This is a genomic window from Streptomyces sp. NPDC111656, from assembly GCF_055656965.1.
The window spans coordinates 89334-106432 of record NZ_JBVKCA010000010.1 but is presented as its reverse complement, the minus strand read 5'-3'; the positions used below and the strand labels follow the sequence as shown (position 1 = coordinate 106432).

At 71.8% G+C, this 17099-nt stretch carries 12 protein-coding genes; 6 read left to right on the top strand and 6 right to left on the bottom strand.

Going from position 1 to position 17099, the window contains the following annotated elements; genetic code table 11:
• Positions 1-306 precede the first annotated feature (306 nt).
• The gene (locus ACZ7M3_RS28075) at positions 307-1407 is read left to right on the top strand and encodes a citrate synthase 2 (protein WP_097225546.1); all 1101 of its coding nucleotides are present in this window, start codon (positions 307-309) and stop codon (positions 1405-1407) included.
• Positions 1408-1456: 49 nt separating this feature from the next.
• Here ACZ7M3_RS28075 and ACZ7M3_RS28070 read toward each other — a convergent pair whose 3' ends face one another.
• Positions 1457-2521 carry an isopenicillin N synthase family dioxygenase gene (locus ACZ7M3_RS28070; RefSeq protein WP_472066622.1) on the bottom strand — a complete coding sequence of 355 codons (1065 nt, stop codon included), beginning with the start codon at positions 2519-2521 and terminating at the stop codon, positions 1457-1459.
• An 858-nt stretch (positions 2522-3379) separates the two neighbouring features.
• Between ACZ7M3_RS28070 and ACZ7M3_RS28065 the strand changes: the two genes are divergently transcribed.
• Complete coding sequence (locus tag ACZ7M3_RS28065) at positions 3380-4765, top strand: PAS domain-containing protein (protein WP_472066620.1); 1386 nt, start codon at positions 3380-3382, stop codon at positions 4763-4765.
• A 452-nt stretch (positions 4766-5217) separates the two neighbouring features.
• Here ACZ7M3_RS28065 and ACZ7M3_RS28060 read toward each other — a convergent pair whose 3' ends face one another.
• Positions 5218-5973: an SIS domain-containing protein gene (locus ACZ7M3_RS28060; RefSeq protein WP_472066618.1), complete on the bottom strand. Its 756-nt coding sequence runs from the start codon at positions 5971-5973 to the stop codon at positions 5218-5220.
• Positions 5974-6248: 275 nt separating this feature from the next.
• On the opposite strand from ACZ7M3_RS28060, the gene ACZ7M3_RS28055 reads away from it, so the two are divergent.
• Entirely contained in the window at positions 6249-6941 is a 693-nt protein-coding gene (locus ACZ7M3_RS28055; protein ID WP_054235646.1) for a metal-dependent transcriptional regulator, read from the top strand.
• 952 nt (positions 6942-7893) lie between these two features.
• Positions 7894-8769 carry an alpha/beta fold hydrolase gene (locus ACZ7M3_RS28050; RefSeq protein WP_355305931.1) on the top strand — a complete coding sequence of 292 codons (876 nt, stop codon included), beginning with the start codon at positions 7894-7896 and terminating at the stop codon, positions 8767-8769.
• Between the two features lie 78 nt (positions 8770-8847).
• Here ACZ7M3_RS28050 and ACZ7M3_RS28045 read toward each other — a convergent pair whose 3' ends face one another.
• The 3 genes from ACZ7M3_RS28045 to ACZ7M3_RS28035 all read right to left on the bottom strand — a co-directional run bounded on the left by ACZ7M3_RS28045 (position 8848) and on the right by ACZ7M3_RS28035 (position 12028).
• Positions 8848-10470, bottom strand: a complete 1623-nt coding sequence (locus tag ACZ7M3_RS28045; protein ID WP_472066616.1) for a transporter — start codon at positions 10468-10470, stop codon at positions 8848-8850.
• Positions 10467-11261, bottom strand: a complete 795-nt coding sequence (locus tag ACZ7M3_RS28040) for an ABC transporter ATP-binding protein (protein ID WP_472066614.1) — start codon at positions 11259-11261, stop codon at positions 10467-10469. The genes ACZ7M3_RS28045 and ACZ7M3_RS28040 overlap by 4 nt, the downstream gene beginning before the upstream one ends.
• A gap of 104 nt (positions 11262-11365) precedes the next feature.
• The gene (locus ACZ7M3_RS28035) at positions 11366-12028 is read right to left on the bottom strand and encodes a bifunctional DNA primase/polymerase (protein WP_472066612.1); all 663 of its coding nucleotides are present in this window, start codon (positions 12026-12028) and stop codon (positions 11366-11368) included.
• Between the two features lie 298 nt (positions 12029-12326).
• On the opposite strand from ACZ7M3_RS28035, the gene ACZ7M3_RS28030 reads away from it, so the two are divergent.
• Together ACZ7M3_RS28030 and ACZ7M3_RS28025 are read left to right on the top strand one after the other, a co-directional pair.
• Positions 12327-13712 (top strand): transcriptional regulator, encoded by a 1386-nt coding sequence (locus ACZ7M3_RS28030; protein ID WP_351312609.1) that lies wholly within the window; start codon positions 12327-12329, stop codon positions 13710-13712.
• Positions 13713-13937: 225 nt separating this feature from the next.
• Positions 13938-15719 (top strand): hypothetical protein, encoded by a 1782-nt coding sequence (locus ACZ7M3_RS28025; RefSeq protein ID WP_472066610.1) that lies wholly within the window; start codon positions 13938-13940, stop codon positions 15717-15719.
• 40 nt (positions 15720-15759) lie between these two features.
• Here the strand turns inward: ACZ7M3_RS28025 and ACZ7M3_RS28020 are convergent, their stop codons facing one another.
• Positions 15760-17088 (bottom strand): ABC transporter substrate-binding protein, encoded by a 1329-nt coding sequence (locus ACZ7M3_RS28020; protein ID WP_472066608.1) that lies wholly within the window; start codon positions 17086-17088, stop codon positions 15760-15762.
• Between the last annotated feature and the right edge of the window lie 11 nt (positions 17089-17099).

Sequence of the window (17099 nt, the reverse complement as noted above, 5' to 3'; positions counted from 1 at the left end):
GTCATCTTGCCGTATCCCGGTACGGCATTGAGTGTCAGTGGGTGGCACTGAGTGCCGCAGGGCCTCCCCAAAGGTGGCACTCGGAGATATGGTGCTGCCACCGTTCCGGTGGGATGACCGCCGGTCGCACGGGGCATCACCGGGAAGACGTACCGGACCGCGAGTCCACGAGCCGACCGTGGAGCCGGACGTCGACCACCCATCACCGACGCACGGATTCCCCCTTTCAACCGCAAGACGCGCCCCCATCGTCACCCCCACCACCCCCATAAATCCCCCGTCGTACACATCACGAGGAGCCGCCTGATGTCCGACTTCGTACCCGGACTCGAAGGAGTCGTCGCGTTCGAGACGGAGATCGCCGAACCGGACAAGGAGGGCGGCGCACTCCGGTACCGGGGCGTCGACATCGAGGATCTGGTCGGCCACGTCTCCTTCGGAAACGTGTGGGGCCTCCTCGTGGACGGCGCCTTCAACCCCGGTCTGCCGCCCGCCGAGCCGTTCCCGATCCCCGTCCACTCCGGCGACATCCGCGTCGACGTCCAGTCCGCGCTCGCCATGCTCGCCCCCGTCTGGGGCCTCAAGCCCCTCCTCGACATCGACGAGGCCCAGGCTCGCGAGGACCTCGCCCGCGCCGCCGTCATGGCGCTCTCGTACGTCGCCCAGTCCGCCCGCGGCCAGGGCCGGCCCATGGTTCCGCAGAGCGAGATCGACAAGGCGCACTCCGTCGTCGAACGTTTCATGATCCGCTGGCGCGGCGAGCCCGACCCCAAGCACGTCGCGGCCGTGGACGCCTACTGGACGTCCGCCGCCGAGCACGGCATGAACGCGTCCACCTTCACCGCCCGCGTCATCGCCTCGACGGGCGCGGATGTCGCGGCCGCCCTCTCCGGCGCCGTCGGGGCCATGTCCGGGCCGCTGCACGGCGGCGCGCCCTCCCGCGTCCTCGGCATGATCGAGGAGATCGAGCGCACGGGCGACGCGGAGGCCTACGTCAAGAAGGCCCTCGACAAGGGCGAACGCCTGATGGGCTTCGGCCACCGGGTCTACCGCGCCGAGGACCCGCGCGCCCGTGTCCTGCGCCGCACCGCCCGCGAGCTCGGCGCCCCCCGCTTCGAGATCGCCGAGGCGCTGGAGAAGGCGGCCCTCGAGGAGCTCCACGCGCGCCGTCCGGACCGTGTCCTGGCGACGAACGTCGAGTTCTGGGCCGCGATCATGCTCGACTTCGCCGAGGTCCCGGCGCACATGTTCACGTCGATGTTCACCTGCGCCCGTACGGCCGGGTGGTCGGCGCACATCCTGGAGCAGAAGCGCACGGGACGGCTCGTACGGCCGTCCGCGCTCTATGTGGGCCCCGGTCCGCGCAGTCCCCAGGAGATCAAGGGCTACGAGGACATCGCGCACTGAGCCACCGTTGAGTCACTGAGCCACCGTCGAGCCCGGGAGTGGCCGGTCATCACGCGGGGGTGAGCAGCTCCGCGTGATGACGGGTGGCGACCAGCGGGTGGGCCCGCAGTTTGCCCTTCAGCTCGTTGAAGCCGTACTCCGCGAACAGCGGGTTCGCCGGGTCGTCGGTGACGCCGGGCGCGGCGGAGGCGTGCGGGAAGGGCAATGGCTCCACGCGCGCGTCCAGGCGCGGGTTGTAGAAGAAGGGCACGGAGAACCGCTCCGTGGCCCCGGGCGGACTGACGACCCGGTGGTTGGTGGCGACGAGGTACCCGTTGGTGGCCACTTCCAGCAGCTCGCCCAGGTTGACCACGAAGGCTCCCGGCAGCGGGGGCACCTCGTGGAAGAGGCCGTCCTCGCGCTGCACCTGAAGGCCGCCGACCTGGTCCTGGAGCAGCAGTGTCAGGAATCCGTAGTCCTTGTGCGCGCCCACGCCCTGGTCGGCGCCGTCACCCGCGCTGCCCGGGTAGCGCACGAGCTTCAGATGCGGATGGGCCCGCTCGCCGAAGATCGGCTCGTAGAAGTCGGCGGGCGCCCCGATCGCGGTGAGCAGCTCGCGCAGCAGGCGGGCCGCGACCGAGCTGAGCCGGTCGATCCAGGCCAGCGCGGCGGTCCGCAGCTCCGGCAGCGCGGTCGGCCACTGGTTGGGCCCTTCCAGCCACCAGTAGGCGGGCTCGCCGGGACCGGGCCTGCATGCGGGCCGCTCGGCCCCTATGTCGAGCTGGTCCCGCCAGTCCCGGCTGCCGCCCGTGCGCTCGTCGCCGGTGCGCGTGTACCCGCGGAAGTGCGGCGAGTTGACGTTGTCGAGGGCGAGCCGCTCGGCCTCGGGCAGCGCGAAGAACCGGTGCATGGCGTCGAGCAGGGCGGCGGTCTCGCCCTCGGTCACCCCGTGCCCGACGAGCTGGAAGAAGCCCACGTCGTGGGCGGCGCTGTGCAACTGCGCGTGCAGCAGGGCGCGGGCCTGGGGGCCGCGGTCGGCCGCGGAGAGATCGATGATCGGAAGCTGCTGGTAGGGCCGGTGCTGTCGGTTCTGCAGGTTCTGCAGGTTCTGAGCAGAAGACGTGTTCGTCGTCATGAGGTGCGTCCGCAGGGTGTACGGGTGCCCGGGCGGCCGCCGGGGATGGGGCGGGGGCCACGGGTGCCGAAGGGAGGAAAGGGGGGCCGAGGTCAGGAAGAAGCCCGACAGCCCATGCTCGTGACGCGCAGGAAGTCCACGTGTCGGCGTCGAACGAGCATCGGAAGCATGGTCCAAGAGTACTGCGGACCCCGCGAAACGCATGTGCCCCACCTCACATGCCCTGCGAAACGCAGACGACCCGCGAACTCGGGTTCCTCCGCCTCACGGCGGAGGAGCCGGCCGGACGTACCGGCGAGCTCGCGGGTCGGGTGACTGCTTGGGATTGGGGCCGGCTGCACGCTCACTTCACGCGCTGGTCCGGCACCGCACTGGATGTGGTGACGGGCCGCTAGCCCGCAGCCACCTCGCTGGTCCGGGTTTCATACATGTACCCGATCACCTCCTTTCGGCGTGCAGCCCACACTAGGAACCGATCGAACGCGACTCAACCGGTTTTTCGAACCTGGTGCCGTACGCGTATCCGTCAGCCCGCTGGAGCAGGCGCAGGTTCTTGTGGCTGGTGCCCGCGTGGCCGCCTGGGACGATGAGGTTGATCCGCGGGAGTGGACACGCATGAAGGCATCCGTTTGTGTGAATTAAGGCGAATCGTCGAACGGGTGACCGGAGGGAGTCGGGCGCTGGGCGGGTGTGTCCAGTGGTGCGATTCCTGGGGCTGGCGGGGCGGAATCCCTGCGTACAACGATTTCGTCCAATCTTTGGGGAACACGATGTGGGCTGGGTCACGTTCGAGTTGAATGAAGGCGAGTGAGCGAACTGTCTCGCCGTACGTGCGGACGCAGCCTGCAGGGGGTCCAGGTGAGTGCTTCCCGGCGTAGTGGGACCACCGACGAGCTGGGGCCGGACGAGCCCGAGCCGGCTGGTTCCGATCTGCTTGCCGCGCTGTTGGACGGGATGGACGCGGCGTTGTGCGCGTTCGACGCCGATGGGGTCGTCACCCATTGGAACCGCGAGGCCGAGAGGATTCTCGGCTGGACCGCGGCCGAGGCCGTGGGGCGGCGCGGGTTCGCCGGATGGGCCGTGCGGACCGCGGACGCCGAGGAGGTCGAGGCGCGGCTGCTGTCCGTCATGGAGGCCCCCGGGCGTCAGGTGCACGAGTTCGCGCTGCTGACCAAGGACGGCGGGCGCGTGCTGGTGCGGACCCAGTCCGCCGCCGTGCGCGGAGCCGACGGGAAGCCCGCCGGGGTGTACTGCGCCTTCAGTGAGGTGCACGCGCAGATCGATCTCGAGCGGTCCATCGCTCTGAGCGAGGCGTTGTTCGAGGACGCCAGCTGGGGTGTGGTCCTGGTCGACGCGGACCTGCGGCCCGCCGTCGTCAACGCGCACGCGGCCCGGGCCCTGGGGACCGGGCGTACGGCGGTGCTCGGACGGCCGCTGGGGGAGCTGCTCTCCCAAGGGGTCGAGGAGCTGGAGAGCGCGCTCACGCATGTGCTCGCCGAGGGCGCGCCGCCCGCGCCCGCCGAGATGTGGGTGAGCGTGCGGTCGACCGAGGGCGAGAAGCGGCGGTGCTGGCGCAGCGGGTTCCTGCGGCTCGCCTCGCCGCTCGCGGAAGAACCGGTTCCGCTCGGGGTCGGATGGCTCTTCCAGGACGTGACCGAGGCCAAGCACACCGAGCAGGAGGCGAACCTGCTGCGGTTCCGGGCCAACCAGCTGCACCGGGCCGCCCGGGCGGCGGCCGAGTGCGAGGACCCCGGGGAGGCCGCCACCGTCCACCTCGACTTCGCGCTCGCCGGGTTCGCCGACCACGCGCTGATCGACCGGGTCGCGACCGGGTGGCCGGCGGGGGACGACGAAGGGCCCGTACGGCTGGTACGCGCCGTCACCACGCCCGCCGGGGCGCCCGGGCCGAGTCTGCTCACCGGGAAGGCCGGACTGCCCGTGCGGTACGCCGAGGGGCATCCCGCGCTCCAGTGCGTGGAGCGGGTCGGGTCCGTGCGGGCCAGTTCCGGTGAGACCACCCCCGAGCGGAAGCGGGAGTGGGCCACGGCCCGCCAGTGGCCGCCGGACTCGGTGCACGCCCTGTGCGCGGTCCTGCGCAGCCGGGGGCGCACGCTGGGCGTCGTGACGTTTCTGCGCGGGGCGGGGCGCAGCCAGTTCGAGCGCACGGACGCGACATACGCGGAGGACGTGGCGGTACGGATCGCCGCGGCGCTGGATCTGGAGGGGCTGGCGGGCCGCACGTAGCACCGCCGCGCCCACCCACTCCCCACCCGATCGGCCCAGCGTGGAGGAGGATTCCGGGTCGGCCCAGCGTGGGTGGAGGACTCCCGGTCGGCTAGCGGGGTTGGAGGATCTGGGCCGGTACAGCGAGTGGGGAGTCTCGGTTGGCCCAGTGTCGGTCGACGATCCCGGTCGGCTCGGAGGGGCGGAGACTCCGGGTCGGTCCAGCGGCCGTGGAGAGGCTCGTTCGGCTCAGAGTGGGGGGAGGATTCCGGGTCGGCTCAGCGGCGTGGGGGAACTCGGTGAGCCCAGTCACGGTGAAAGGTCCCGGTCGGCCCAGTCACGGTGAAGGATCTCGGTGGACTCAGCCGCGGTGAAAGGTCCCGGTCGGCCCAGCCGGGCTGGAAGATCTCGGTCGGTCCAGCCGCGGTGAAAGATCCCGGTCGGCCCAACCGCTGTGAAAGATCCCCGTCGGCTCAGCGGCGGTAGAAGATTCGGTCGCCGTATTCCGTCATCACTCGGCCGTTCCACTCGTGGCCGCCGTCGACGTTGCCCGAGCGGAGCAGGGGCGGCTCGATGCCCCGGTCGGCCAGCGCGCCCGCGGCCGTGGCCATGACGGCCTGGAGGAGGGCCGTCGTGACCACCGTGGAGGCGGGAGCGAAGGGCGCCTCGATCGCCTCCAGGGTCAGTTCCGCGTCGCCGACCGCGATCTTCGAGTCGAGGACGATGTCGCAGTGGTCCTTCAGATACGTCCCCGAGACGTGCCGGGACTTCGTCTCCGAGGCGTAGGCGACCGAGGTGACGCCGATGACCTTCACGCCCAGGGCCCGCGCGTTCATGGCCATCTCGACCGGGAGCGCGTTGCGGCCGGACAGGGAGATGATCACGAGTACGTCGCCGGCGCGCACCGGGCTGGAGTCCAGGACGGCGCTCGCGAGGCCGTCGACCCGCTCCAGGGCCGAGCCCAGCGTCGCCGGCATGACGTCGACGCCGACCACGCCCGGCACGGCGAGCAGGTTCATCAGGGCGAGGCCCCCCGCGCGGTAGACGACGTCCTGCGCGGCGAGCGAGGAGTGCCCGGCGCCGAAGGCGAAGAGCCGGCCGCCGTCCGCGACGGTGTCGGCGATCAGGGTGCCGGCCGCCTCGATGTCTCCCGCGTCCTCGTCCCGCACCCGCTGGAGCAGGCCGATCGCCGCGTCGAAGAACTGCCCGGCCAGCTTGCGGTCGCTCATCGGCGAAGCCCCTTAGAAGTCTCGTCGGCGTCGGGTGGGCGCTGGGTCACGCTTCGTGCCGCGGATCACGTTGCGGTCTGGACCAGTGCGCTGTCAATACGGCCCGCGGAGGTGGCCGCGGAGGCACCCGGTGGGGCGTCCGCGGGGACACTCGTAACCCTGCGGTTTCGACGGCGAGGCACGCTTGTCAGTGGTATGCGTCAGAATTGGGTTCAGGGCCAGCGCACACGCCGGTGAGCCACCGAGCCTTCGGCAGAGCTAATCAAGGGGCACGTATGTCCGGACTGATCGACACCACGGAGATGTATCTCCGCACCATCCTCGAGCTGGAGGAGGAAGGCGTGGTCCCCATGCGCGCCCGGATCGCGGAGCGGCTCGATCAGAGCGGTCCGACGGTCAGCCAGACGGTGGCGCGCATGGAGCGCGACGGTCTGGTGGCGGTCGCCACCGACCGGCACCTGGAGCTGACCGAAGAGGGCCGTCGTCTCGCCACCCGCGTGATGCGCAAGCACCGCCTCGCGGAGTGCCTGCTCGTCGACGTGATCGGTCTGGAGTGGGAGCAGGTGCACGCCGAGGCGTGTCGCTGGGAGCACGTGATGAGCGAGGCGGTGGAGCGGCGGGTGCTGGAGCTGCTGCGCCACCCGACCGAGTCGCCGTACGGCAACCCGATCCCCGGACTGGAGGAGCTCGGCGAGAAGGACGGCGCCGACCCGTTCCTGGACGAGAGCATGGTGTCGCTGGCCGAGCTCGACCCCGGCCTGGACGGCAAGACCGTCGTCGTACGCCGGATCGGCGAGCCCATCCAGACGGACGCGCAGCTGATGTACACGCTGCGGCGCGCGGGTGTGCAGCCCGGCTCCGTGGTGAGCGTGACGGAGTCGGCGGGCGGCGTGCTCGTCGGCAGCGGTGGTGAGGCGGCGGAGCTGGAGTCGGACGTCGCGTCCCACGTGTTCGTCGCCAAGCGCTGACATCCGGTGATCGTGGGAGGCCTCGCACCCCGGTGCGGGCTTCCTGGCCCTGAGCCCGCGAGGGGCAGCTCCCGGGGGTGGGCCACGGGGTCCGGCATTCGTCGAACCCCGGGTCGGCCTCCGGGCGCCCGCCGACCGTCGTGGGCAGGCGTCGACCCGGCCCAGCCCACTGCGCGTCGGTGGCGATCGAGCCCGCGCACAGTGACACCGCCCGTCGGGGCCGACCCGGCGCTCCGTTCAACGCGCCGGGCGCGGGCGTGGGCGCCATGGCGCAGGTCGCTCGCCGTGGAGCGTGTCGTCCGCCTGCGGTGACCCAACGCTCCACCCCCTTCCCGCACCTCCGTCGACTCACCTCGGTCATGTCAACTCCCGCGACCACAGGGGCAGTTGTGATGTTTTCGCTACATGGCCGAAACCAAGATTCAGTGTGCGGAATCGCAGCGCCGCGACCGTTTGCGTGCGAGGCTGACCCGTGAGGCATATGACCTGAGGGCTCTTGACCGTGTCCAAGAGGGATGTCGCACGGTTGGGGAGGGGGCGGGAAGGATGTGCCGTAGATGTGGAGAGGGCCCCGGCACCTTACGGCGCCGGGGCCTGTCCTCCCCTGTGCTGACCCGGAGCCCCGAGCTCCCAGGGTCATCCCCTTCGGACCAATTTCCCCGAGCGGTCCGCCTCCCGCTGAAGATCTCCCCTCGGCGGCGGCGGTCAATCCCCGAGGGTGGTCACTCGAACGAGGGGTATTGCCGCCGAGAGGAGTATTTTCGAATACTCATTCGATAGCGTGGCGGCGTATCACAGGCAAATCGGGTACACGTAGAGCAGCACATCAGCAGACTCAACGGCACGAAAGCGGCACGACAGCAGCAGGAAGCGCGGCAGGAAGCGGTACGAGTGGACCGGCCGACTCGAGCGGGAGCGAGCGGTCCGAGCGAGCTAGGGGGGTGCCAGACCTATGGTGCGGCGCATCGACGTGACGGGCGCGGGGGGCCTACGCCTCGCTGCCTGGGAGTTCGCCGATCCTCCCAAGACCGACCCGCCCAGGACCCCGCCCGTCCCCGGCGTGCTGCTTCTGCACGGCCTCATGGGCCGCGCCTCCCACTGGGCGTCCACCGCCCGCTGGCTCTCCGAGCGGCACCGCGCGGTCGCCCTCGACCAGCGCGGCCACGGCCAGAGCGACAAGGCGCCGGAGGGGCAGTACACGCGGGAGGCGTACGTCGAGGACGTCGAGGCCGCTCTCGAGCAGCTGGGTCTCGCCCCGACCGTCCTCATCGGGCACGCGATGGGCGCGCTGACCGGCTGGCAGCTCGCCGCCAAGCGCCCCGACCTCGTCCGCGGGCTGATCATCTGTGACATGCGGGCCTCGGCGTTGGGGGCCGCGTCGCAGCGTGAGTGGGAGGACTGGTTCAAGGCCTGGCCCATGCCCTTCGCCACGCTCGCCGACGTACGGAAGTGGTTCGGCGAGGACGACCCCTGGGTGGAGCGCCCGAACCCGTCCCGCGGCGAGTTCTACGCCGAGGTGATGCACGAGTCCGCCGACGGCTGGCGCCCGGTCTTCGAACCCGAGCAGATGCTCAAGTCCCGCCAGACCTGGGTGTACGACGCCCACTGGGAGGAGCTCGCCCAGGTCCAGTGCCCCGCACTGGTCGTACGGGGCCTGGACGGCGAGCTCGGCCGGGCCGAGGCCCAGGAGATGGTCCGCGTCCTGCCGCACGGCCAGTACGCGGAGGTGGCCGACGCCGGTCACCTCGTGCACTACGACCAGCCGGAGGCGTGGCGCGCGGCGATCGAGCCCTTCCTCGACGGCGTACTCACCGGCCAGGACCGCTAGGCCCTGTCCGGCGGATCACGCCGCGGACGCGGGGCGCCGACCGGACAGCTCGCCCTCCTCGTCGCCCTCCCCGTCGGCTCAGCCCTTGCTGACCGCCGCCAGGATCTCCGGCAGCCGTCGAGCCGTCCGCGGCGCTGCCATCCGCAGCCCGAACGCCGTGATCAGCGCCCCGTATCCGGCCCCCAGCGGCAGCAGCAGCCAGCTCCACCGGTCCCCGTCCGCCGTCACGTTCAGCCAGATCGCGAGGGCGATGACGGGAGCGGTCAGCAGCGCCGCCGAGACCATCCCGCCGAAGATGGCGATCCAGGCGAGGCCCGCCTGCCCGGGGGCCACGTTCTTGTAGCCCTCCTGCGGGATCGAGTACGGGAAGCGGGCCGAGGACCAGGCGCCGGTGGCCAGCATCGCGCCGAGCAGCGCGAAGGACAGGCCGAGCACCTCGGGCAGCTTGGACCAGTCGTCGAGCATCGCCGTCGTCAGCACGGTCACGAGGGTCGCGTACGGCAGGGTGATCACCAGCAGCGCCAGCGCACGCCCGCGCAGTTCGACGTACGCGTCGTGCGGGGACGCGATGGCCATCGCGACCATCCAGAACGCGGAGGTGTCCTGACCGAACTGGTTGTACATCTGGATGCCGAGCATTCCGGCCGCGAAGCACGCGAAGTAGATCGAGCCGGTGCCCTGCAGGGCGTTGAACACGGGCACGATCAGCCCGATCGCCAGCGAGGTCACCCACGCGGCCTTCGTCTTCGGGTCGCGCCACACGTACCGCAGGCTGCGCTCCATCACGGTCCCGGTGCGCCCCGAGGGCAGCAGCCGGCGCAGCCCGCCCGTCGGAACCCGCTCCCGTGCCGCACTCTCGCCCGCCTGCAACGTCGACCCGTCCGGGGAGGTCATCAGCAGGGTCAAGTGCCTCGACCAGAGCGCCAGCAGCCCCACCAGCGCCGCCACGCTCAGGACGAGTTGGGCGACCCCCACCCCGTACGAGCCCCTGCTCATCGAGTCCACCGCGCCGATCGCCGACCCGGGCGGCACCCAGCGCAGCACGTCCGCCGCCGGGTCGAGCCGGGACAGTCCGCCCGCCGAACCGAGCCGTTGCGCGCCGAAGTTGACGAGCTGCGCGCCGATCGCGACGACGAGGCCGCTCAGTACGGCCAGGTCGCGGCCCTTGCGGCTGGACAGCAGCCGGATGTTGGCGGCGGCCACGGCCCGCGCGAGGGCCACACAGACGAGCAGAGCCAACGGCACGGCCACGACACCGGTGACGTACGCCGCCGTGCCGTGCGCCACGGAGATCACGGAACCGACCAGCAGGCACAGGGTGAACAGCGGTCCGATACCGACCAGCGAGGCCACGAGCAGCGCCCGGACCAGCGGGTGCGGTCGCAACGGCAGCATGACGAGCCGGGTCGGGTCGAGGGTCTCGTCGCCGCTGGGGAAGAACAGCGGCATCACGGCCCAGCCGAGCGCCATGACCGCGATCAGCAGGACGGTGACGGACGCGGCGTGCGCGTTGCCGCGCAGGGCGATGAGGCCGAGCAGTTGGAGGGCGGCGAAGAGGAGGACGACGACGACCGAGGTGATGTACGCGGCCCGCCGCCCGGCCGACTGCCGCAGCCCGTTGCGCAGCAGCGACAGCTTCAGCCGTACGACGACGGGGGTGATCGAGGCCTCGGAGGAGACCCCGGAGGTGCTCGTGCTCATCGCGTCGCCCCGCCGCCCAGCCAGTCCAGGTCGGACCCGCGGTCGCGGCCCTGTGCGCCGACCAGTTCCAGGAACGCCTGCTGGAGGGAGGACGCGTCGCCGCGGACCTCCGCGAGCGGGCCGTGCGCGCGGATGCGCCCCGCGACCATGACGGCCACCCAGTCGCACAGTGATTCGACGAGTTCCATGACGTGGGAGGAGAAGACGACCGTGGCGCCCGATGCCGTGTAGCGCTCCAGGACGCCGCGGATGGTCTGCGCGGAGACGGGGTCGACGCCCTCGAACGGCTCGTCGAGGAAGAGGACCTCGGGGTTGTGGAGGAGAGCGGCGGCGAGGCCGATCTTCTTGCGCATGCCCGTCGAGTAGTCGACGACGAGTTTGTGCTGGGCGCCCGCGAGGTCGAGGACGTCGAGGAGCTGGGTGGTGCGCTTGTCGACCTCGGCGCCGGGCAGGCCGCGCAACCGGCCGGTGTAGGCGAGGAGCTCACGCCCGGAGAGCCGTTCGAAGAGCCGCAGGCCCTCGGGGAGTATGCCGATCCGGGCCTTCACCGCCGCCGGGTCGCGCCAGACGTCGTGGCCGACGACCTCGACGCCGCCCTGGTCGGGCCTGAGCAGCCCGGTCACCATCGAGAGGGTGGTCGTCTTGCCCGCGCCGTTGGGCCCGACGAGCCCGATGAACCGCCCCGCCGGCAACTCCAGATCGATCCCGGCGACGGCGACCTGCTCCCCGAACCGCTTCCAGAGCCCCTGCACACGTACGGCGGGAGCGTCTGCCCCTGTTTGCTCGGCCATGTGAGCACCCTAAGGGCGAGTGCCCTGCTTTTAGGCTTTTAGGGGCGCGAGGAACTGCGCGACCGGCTACAGCGAACCCGCGGACGAATACGCGCAGACCGGCGTCAGCGATCCCGCCCGCACGCATAGGCGAGCGGCGAGATCAATTCCTCCGCATCCGGCAGCCACCGATTCGCCGGCGTCGGTCGGCAGGCCCACTGCACCGCACCCCGCGAACCGAACCGGGTGGGCGGAGCCGCCACGTACGAGCCTTCGCCCAGGGTGAGCAGGTCGAGGGAGGCGGGCGGCCAGCCCAGTCGGCGTACCAGGTCGGGGACCTTCACCGCCGCGCCGGGAAGGACGAAGAAGTGCATGCGCCGGTCCGGCGTGCACGTCACCGGCCCCAGCGTCAGTTCCATTCGCTCCATGCGGGCGAGCGCGAGGAACCCGGCCGTCTCCGGCACATCGATCGCGTCGAACGTACGCCCGGTGGGCAGCAGGATCGACGCGGTCGGCTGCTTCGACCACATCCGGCGCGCGACGGTCGCACTGCCCGTCGCCTGCGTCGCCCAGTCCTCGCGCACCGCGTGTGCGCCCGGCGTGGCGCAGGTGGCCTCGCCGCAGGAGCAGCGTTGCATCCCTTCGACGGCCTCGAGCCACGTGCCCGGGAACACGTCCCAATGGCGCTCTTCGGCATATCGCACGGCGGTGTCAAGCAGTGATTCGCCACGCTGCTTCGGGATTTGGACGGCCTCGGGCCCCGCGATGGTCTCTTCCACGATGAACACAACTCTAGCCGCCACAGGGGGTTACGGGGGTCCCGTGCGCGGGGGAGGGGCATCGTTCCCGCGCGTGGGGCGCATGGATGCACGGGTGGGGGCGCGCAGGGGGAACGGCAGCGGGTCGTGGGTAACCAGGGGTGGGGTCGAGGCAACCGCCTGTACCCCGGCAATCCTCACATGTCTCGCATCTTCGGTATGTCGGCGGGGCATTGATCTTCATGGCCGACTTCCTTCGCCGTGGTTGGCCGATGAGGACACGTCAACTCGGTGCGTGGGCAGGCACCGCAGCCACAGGGGGTACGCCATGGCCGCAAGGCCTCTCGTCGCCAGGCAGCCGAACGAACGGCTGCAGGCGCTCATCCAGGAAGCGGGCTGTTCCAACGCCGGCCTGGCCCGCCGGGTCAACATGTGCGGCGCCGAGCACGGCCTCGATCTGCGCTACGACAAGACCTCGGTGGCGCGCTGGCTGCGCGGTCAGCAGCCGAGGGGGCGCGCTCCCGCGATCATCGCCGAGGCGCTCGGCCGCAAGCTGGGCCGTACGGTCACGATCGACGAGATCGGCATGGCCAACGGCAAGAACCTCGCGTCGGGCGTGGGGTTGCAGTTCTCGCCGACCGTCCTCGGCGCCATCGAGCAGGTGTGCGAGCTGTGGCGCAGTGACGTCGGGCGCAGGGACTTCCTGTCCGGCTCGTCCGTCGCGGCCTCCGCGCTCGTCGAGCCGAGCCGCGACTGGCTGATCTCCGCGCCGGACTCGCAGGTGGCGCGTGCGGCGGGTCCACGGGTCGGGCTCTCGGACGTGGCGGCGGTCCGCGCGATGACCCAGGCGCTCACGGACCTGGACCACCAGTACGGCAGCGGGCATGTGCGCCCGGTCGTCGTGCACTACCTCAACAGCGTGGTCTCCGGGCTGCTCGCGGGTTCGTACCGGGAGGGCGTCGGACGTGAACTCTTCTCGGCGGTCTCGCGGTTGACGGAACTCGCGGGCTACATGGCCATCGACACCGGTCAACCGGGCCTCGCCCAGCGGTACTACATCCAGGCGCTGCGGCTCGCCCAGGCGGCCGGGGACCGGGGATACGGCGGGTACGTGCTGGCCGCGTCCATGAGCCACCTGGCGGCGCAGCTCGGCAACCCGCGGGAGATCGCGCAGTTGGCGCGGGCGGCGCAGGAGGGGGCGCGGGGGCGGGTGACACCCCGCGCGGAGTCGATGTTCCACGCCGCGGAGGCGCGCGGGCACGCCCTGATGGGCGACGCGCGCGCCGCTCAGGTGGCGTCCGGGCGTGCGATCACCGCGCTCGAGGGCGCCGACGAGGCCTCGGGGGACGACCCGACGTGGATCGCGCACTTCGACGAGGCCTATCTCGCCGACGAGTTGGCGCACTGCCACCGTGACCTGGGTCAGGCGGAGGCCGCCGCGCGCTGCGCCGAGGAGTCCCTCGCCGGGCATCCGGAGTCGCGGGCCCGCCGCCGGGCCATCGGTTACGTCCTGCTGGCCACCGCGCAGGTCCAGCAGCGCGAGGTGGAACAGGCGTGCCACACGGGTCTGCGCGCGGTCGAACTCCTCGGCACGCTCCGCTCCAACCGCGGCGCCGAGTACCTGGACGACTTCCAGCAGCGTCTGGAGCCGTACCGGGACGAGGCGGTGGTGCGGGAGTTCGGGGCGCGGCTGGAGTTGCAGGCGGCGGCGTGAGTGGATCGTGTGCGTGCCGGTGAACACGCGGTGTGCACGGGTGTGAACGCCGGGCTAACGAAGGCGCTGGCAGTGGGAGGAGTCAGATACAGCGCACGGCGGGGCGTATTCGTTACCCCGGTCACAGGGGACGGGGGTAACGCCCTGTGCTGCGTGGCACGGGTGCGTGGGGACCCGGTAGCGTGAGCCGACGATTCCGAAGGTCCCCCATTAGTAGGAGTCCCGGTGACGCAGAGTGGACAGGGCGAGCAGCCCTCGGCGCGCACGGCGCGCGAAGGCATCGTGCTGCCCTCCGACGGCGGCGAACCGCTGTTGCCGGGCATGACGGGTGACCGGGCCGTTCCGGCGGCCCCGGCCATCCCGGCGGGCGGTCAGACCTGGGACCAGCCGTGGGGACCGGACCCGTCGGCGGCACCGGCCCCGCAGCCGGCCGAGGGCTGGGGGGCGCCCGTGAACGGCACCCAGACGTGGAGTGGCTCCGAGCCGCCCCAGTCCGGCGCCCCCACCCCGGACTGGGGCGTCCACGACCCGTCGACCCAGACCTGGGCCGCGCCCGAGCAGCCGGCGCAGGGCTGGGGCGCCGCCCCCGCCCAGCAGCCGGGCTTCCCGGCCCAGCAGGCCCCCGGCGGCCCGCTGCCGGCCGAGGGCACCCAGCCGCCGTCGTACGGGGAGCAGCGACCGTACGGGGAGCAGCAGCCGCCGGCGTACGGCGGCCAGGAGACGTCCTCCTACGGAGGCGGACAGGATCCGGCGTACGGCGGCCAGCAGGGTGGTGCCGTACCTCAGCAGCAGCCGCAGGGCGGGCACGCGCACGCCGCCGCGCTGCCGCCCGCCGTTCCCGGGGCGCTGCCGCCCGCCGTCGACGAGGGCGCCACGCAGTACATCCCGCCGGTTCCGGCCGCGGCCGAGGGCGCGACCCAGTTCCTGCCGCCCGTCCCCGCCACGTCCGCCGAGGGCGCCACGCAGTACATCCCGCCGGTGGGCCCGGGTGCGCTGCCGCCCGAGGTGGCTTCGGGGCCGCTGCCCCAGGCCGCGCACCCCGACGCCGAGGCCACGCAGTACATCGCCCCCGTGCCCGCCGAGCATGGTGCGGCGCAGTACGGGATACGTCCGGGCGGGCCGGAGGACCGGCAGCCGCCCGCGGAGTTCGACAACCTGTTCCGCAGTGCGCCCGGCGCGCCGAGCGCGTCGGAGGGGCCCGCGTCCACGCAGCAGCTGCCGCGGTTCGAGGCCCCTGCCCCGCACGCCCCCCACACGCCGCACGCCCCGTACGCCGCGCAGGCCCCGGGGATGCCCGGAGCGCCGGGCGGGCGGGCCGCCACCCGGCGCGGCGCGGCCGACGACGACGGCGGCGGCGGTGGCCGCGGTGGACGGAGCCGCTCGCGCGTCCCGCTGATAGCGGCCGTCGGGATCGGCATCGTCGTGCTCGGTATCGGCGCCGGCGCCATGCTCAGCGGTGGCGGCGGAGGCAGCGACAGCGGCAAGAACGACAGCAGCAAGAACGTGTCGGCGACGGCCGAGGCCACGGACGGCTCGTCGTCGGGGGCCGACCCGGCCAAGGCGCAGGCCGTCGCGCTGGACAAGCTCCTCGCGGACAGCAACAACAGCCGCGACTCGGTGATCAAGGCCGTGGAGAACGTGAAGGTGTGCAACAACCTGGACCAGGCGGCCAGTGACCTGCGCGACGCGGCCAAGCAGCGGTCCGAACTGGTGACAAGGCTCGGCGGTCTCTCGGTCGACAAGCTTCCCGACAACGCCCAGCTGACCGCCGCGCTGAACAGCGCCTGGCAGGCCTCCGCGTCGGCCGACAACCACTACGCGGCCTGGGCCGACCAGGTCAAGGACAAGAAGGGCTGCCGGAAGGGCCACGCCCGCAGCACCGGCCAGAGGGCGGCGGGCGACCAGGCCAGCGGCACCGCGAGCGGGCAGAAGGCGAAGGCCGCCAGGCTGTGGAACTCGATCGCCTCGACGTACGGACTGACGCGGCGCACGACGACCCAGCTGTGACCGCGCGGCGGTCGGCCGCCGCCCGGTCCGAGCCCGCGTCTCAGTTCGAGTCCGCGGTCTCCAGCGTCTTCGACACGTCGATGAACCCGTTGCGCTCCGAGGCCAGCTGACCCTTGCGTACGACCTGGAAGGTGACGTGGGCGTTGACCAGGCGCGGGAAGTCGACGGCCGCGATCAGGTCCTCGTAGCGCCAGCTGAGGGTCGGGGTGAGCCGGCCGGTGGTCACCTTGAGGCCGTTGTCGAGGGCGTGCCGGATCGCGAGCGAGGTTATTTGGCTGTCGCCCAGTGACTCGACGATCGACTTGAGCACGTTGTACGCGATCCAGGTGGTCTGCACGCCGGCGTCCGCGGGGTCGATCCGGTTGTCGCCGAAGGCCTGTTCCTTGATCACCTTGCGCATCGGGTCCCAGCGCTTGTCGCTCGCCACCGGGTACCAGCCGGTGACGTGCGCGCCCTCGTACGGGCTCGACGGGCCGCCGGTGGAATCGATCAGGGACTGGTCGAGGCTGCCCAGGACCGTGCCCGTGCCGACCTTCGGATAGTCCTGGCGGTCGCGCCGGAACGAGTCCATGAAGGTCTCCGTACGGTCCCCGAGCGCGGACACCACACAGCCCTGCTTGAGCGGGTCCGAGCTCGCGCGGCCGAGCGCGAGCTCGGTCTGCTTCGAGTACTCGGTCGCGTCCTCGGCGGCCCGCTGGTCGGTGCCGGGCGCGTGGCCTTCCGCCTTCAGGCCGGCGTTGAGCAGCACCGGGAGCTGGTCGCCCGCGACGGTGTCGGGGCGGACGAGCGCCACCGGGCCGCACTTCTTGCCGAGCTGCTCCCCGAGACCGGCCAGCAGGGCGGGCTCGCCGCCGTTGATCGGATAGGAGAGCGGGCTCGAGAACTCGTCGTCGGTGACGCCGTAGCCGCCGATGTACGGGATGCCGGCGGCCTCCAGCGGGGCCAGGAAGGAACGGCCGTGCTGGCTGTAGGAGCCGACGACCGCGACCACGTTCTCGTCGGCCGCGCGACGGGCGCACTTCGCCGCGTACACGGTGTCGTTGTGGTCGTTGCAGGTCAGGACCTTGAGCTTGTGGCCGTTGATGCCACCGTTCGCGTTGACCCAGCGCGCGTAGGCCTCGGCCATGGCGGGCATGCCGGGCTTGTTGGTCGCGGGGGTGTCCTGCGGCGCCCAGGTCATGACGGTGATGGGGTCGTCCCCGGAGCCCCCCGTGATACCGGGGACGACTCCGCACCCGACAGCGATCGACGCACACGCCACCACCGCGCCCGCAAAGAGGGCTCTGGCCTTGACCTTCGTCGAGACTTTGGACCCGGTCCGCTGGGAGCGGACGGGTGGGGTGGTGCTGGTGCGTCGCCTACCGGTCATAGACACGCACG

Excerpts from the sequence above, each read along its gene's own strand:
- ACZ7M3_RS28075 (WP_097225546.1), top strand. The coding sequence starts at position 307 with ATGTCCGACTTCGTACCCGGACTCGAAGGAGTCGTCGCGTTCGAGACG.
- ACZ7M3_RS28070 (WP_472066622.1), bottom strand. The coding sequence starts at position 2,521 with ATGACGACGAACACGTCTTCTGCTCAGAACCTGCAGAACCTGCAGAAC.
- ACZ7M3_RS28060 (WP_472066618.1), bottom strand. The coding sequence starts at position 5,973 with ATGAGCGACCGCAAGCTGGCCGGGCAGTTCTTCGACGCGGCGATCGGC.
- ACZ7M3_RS28055 (WP_054235646.1), top strand. The coding sequence starts at position 6,249 with ATGTCCGGACTGATCGACACCACGGAGATGTATCTCCGCACCATCCTC.
- ACZ7M3_RS28050 (WP_355305931.1), top strand. The coding sequence starts at position 7,894 with ATGGTGCGGCGCATCGACGTGACGGGCGCGGGGGGCCTACGCCTCGCT.
- ACZ7M3_RS28045 (WP_472066616.1), bottom strand. The coding sequence starts at position 10,470 with ATGAGCACGAGCACCTCCGGGGTCTCCTCCGAGGCCTCGATCACCCCC.
- ACZ7M3_RS28040 (WP_472066614.1), bottom strand. The coding sequence starts at position 11,261 with ATGGCCGAGCAAACAGGGGCAGACGCTCCCGCCGTACGTGTGCAGGGG.
- ACZ7M3_RS28030 (WP_351312609.1), top strand. The coding sequence starts at position 12,327 with ATGGCCGCAAGGCCTCTCGTCGCCAGGCAGCCGAACGAACGGCTGCAG.
- ACZ7M3_RS28020 (WP_472066608.1), bottom strand. The coding sequence starts at position 17,088 with ATGACCGGTAGGCGACGCACCAGCACCACCCCACCCGTCCGCTCCCAG.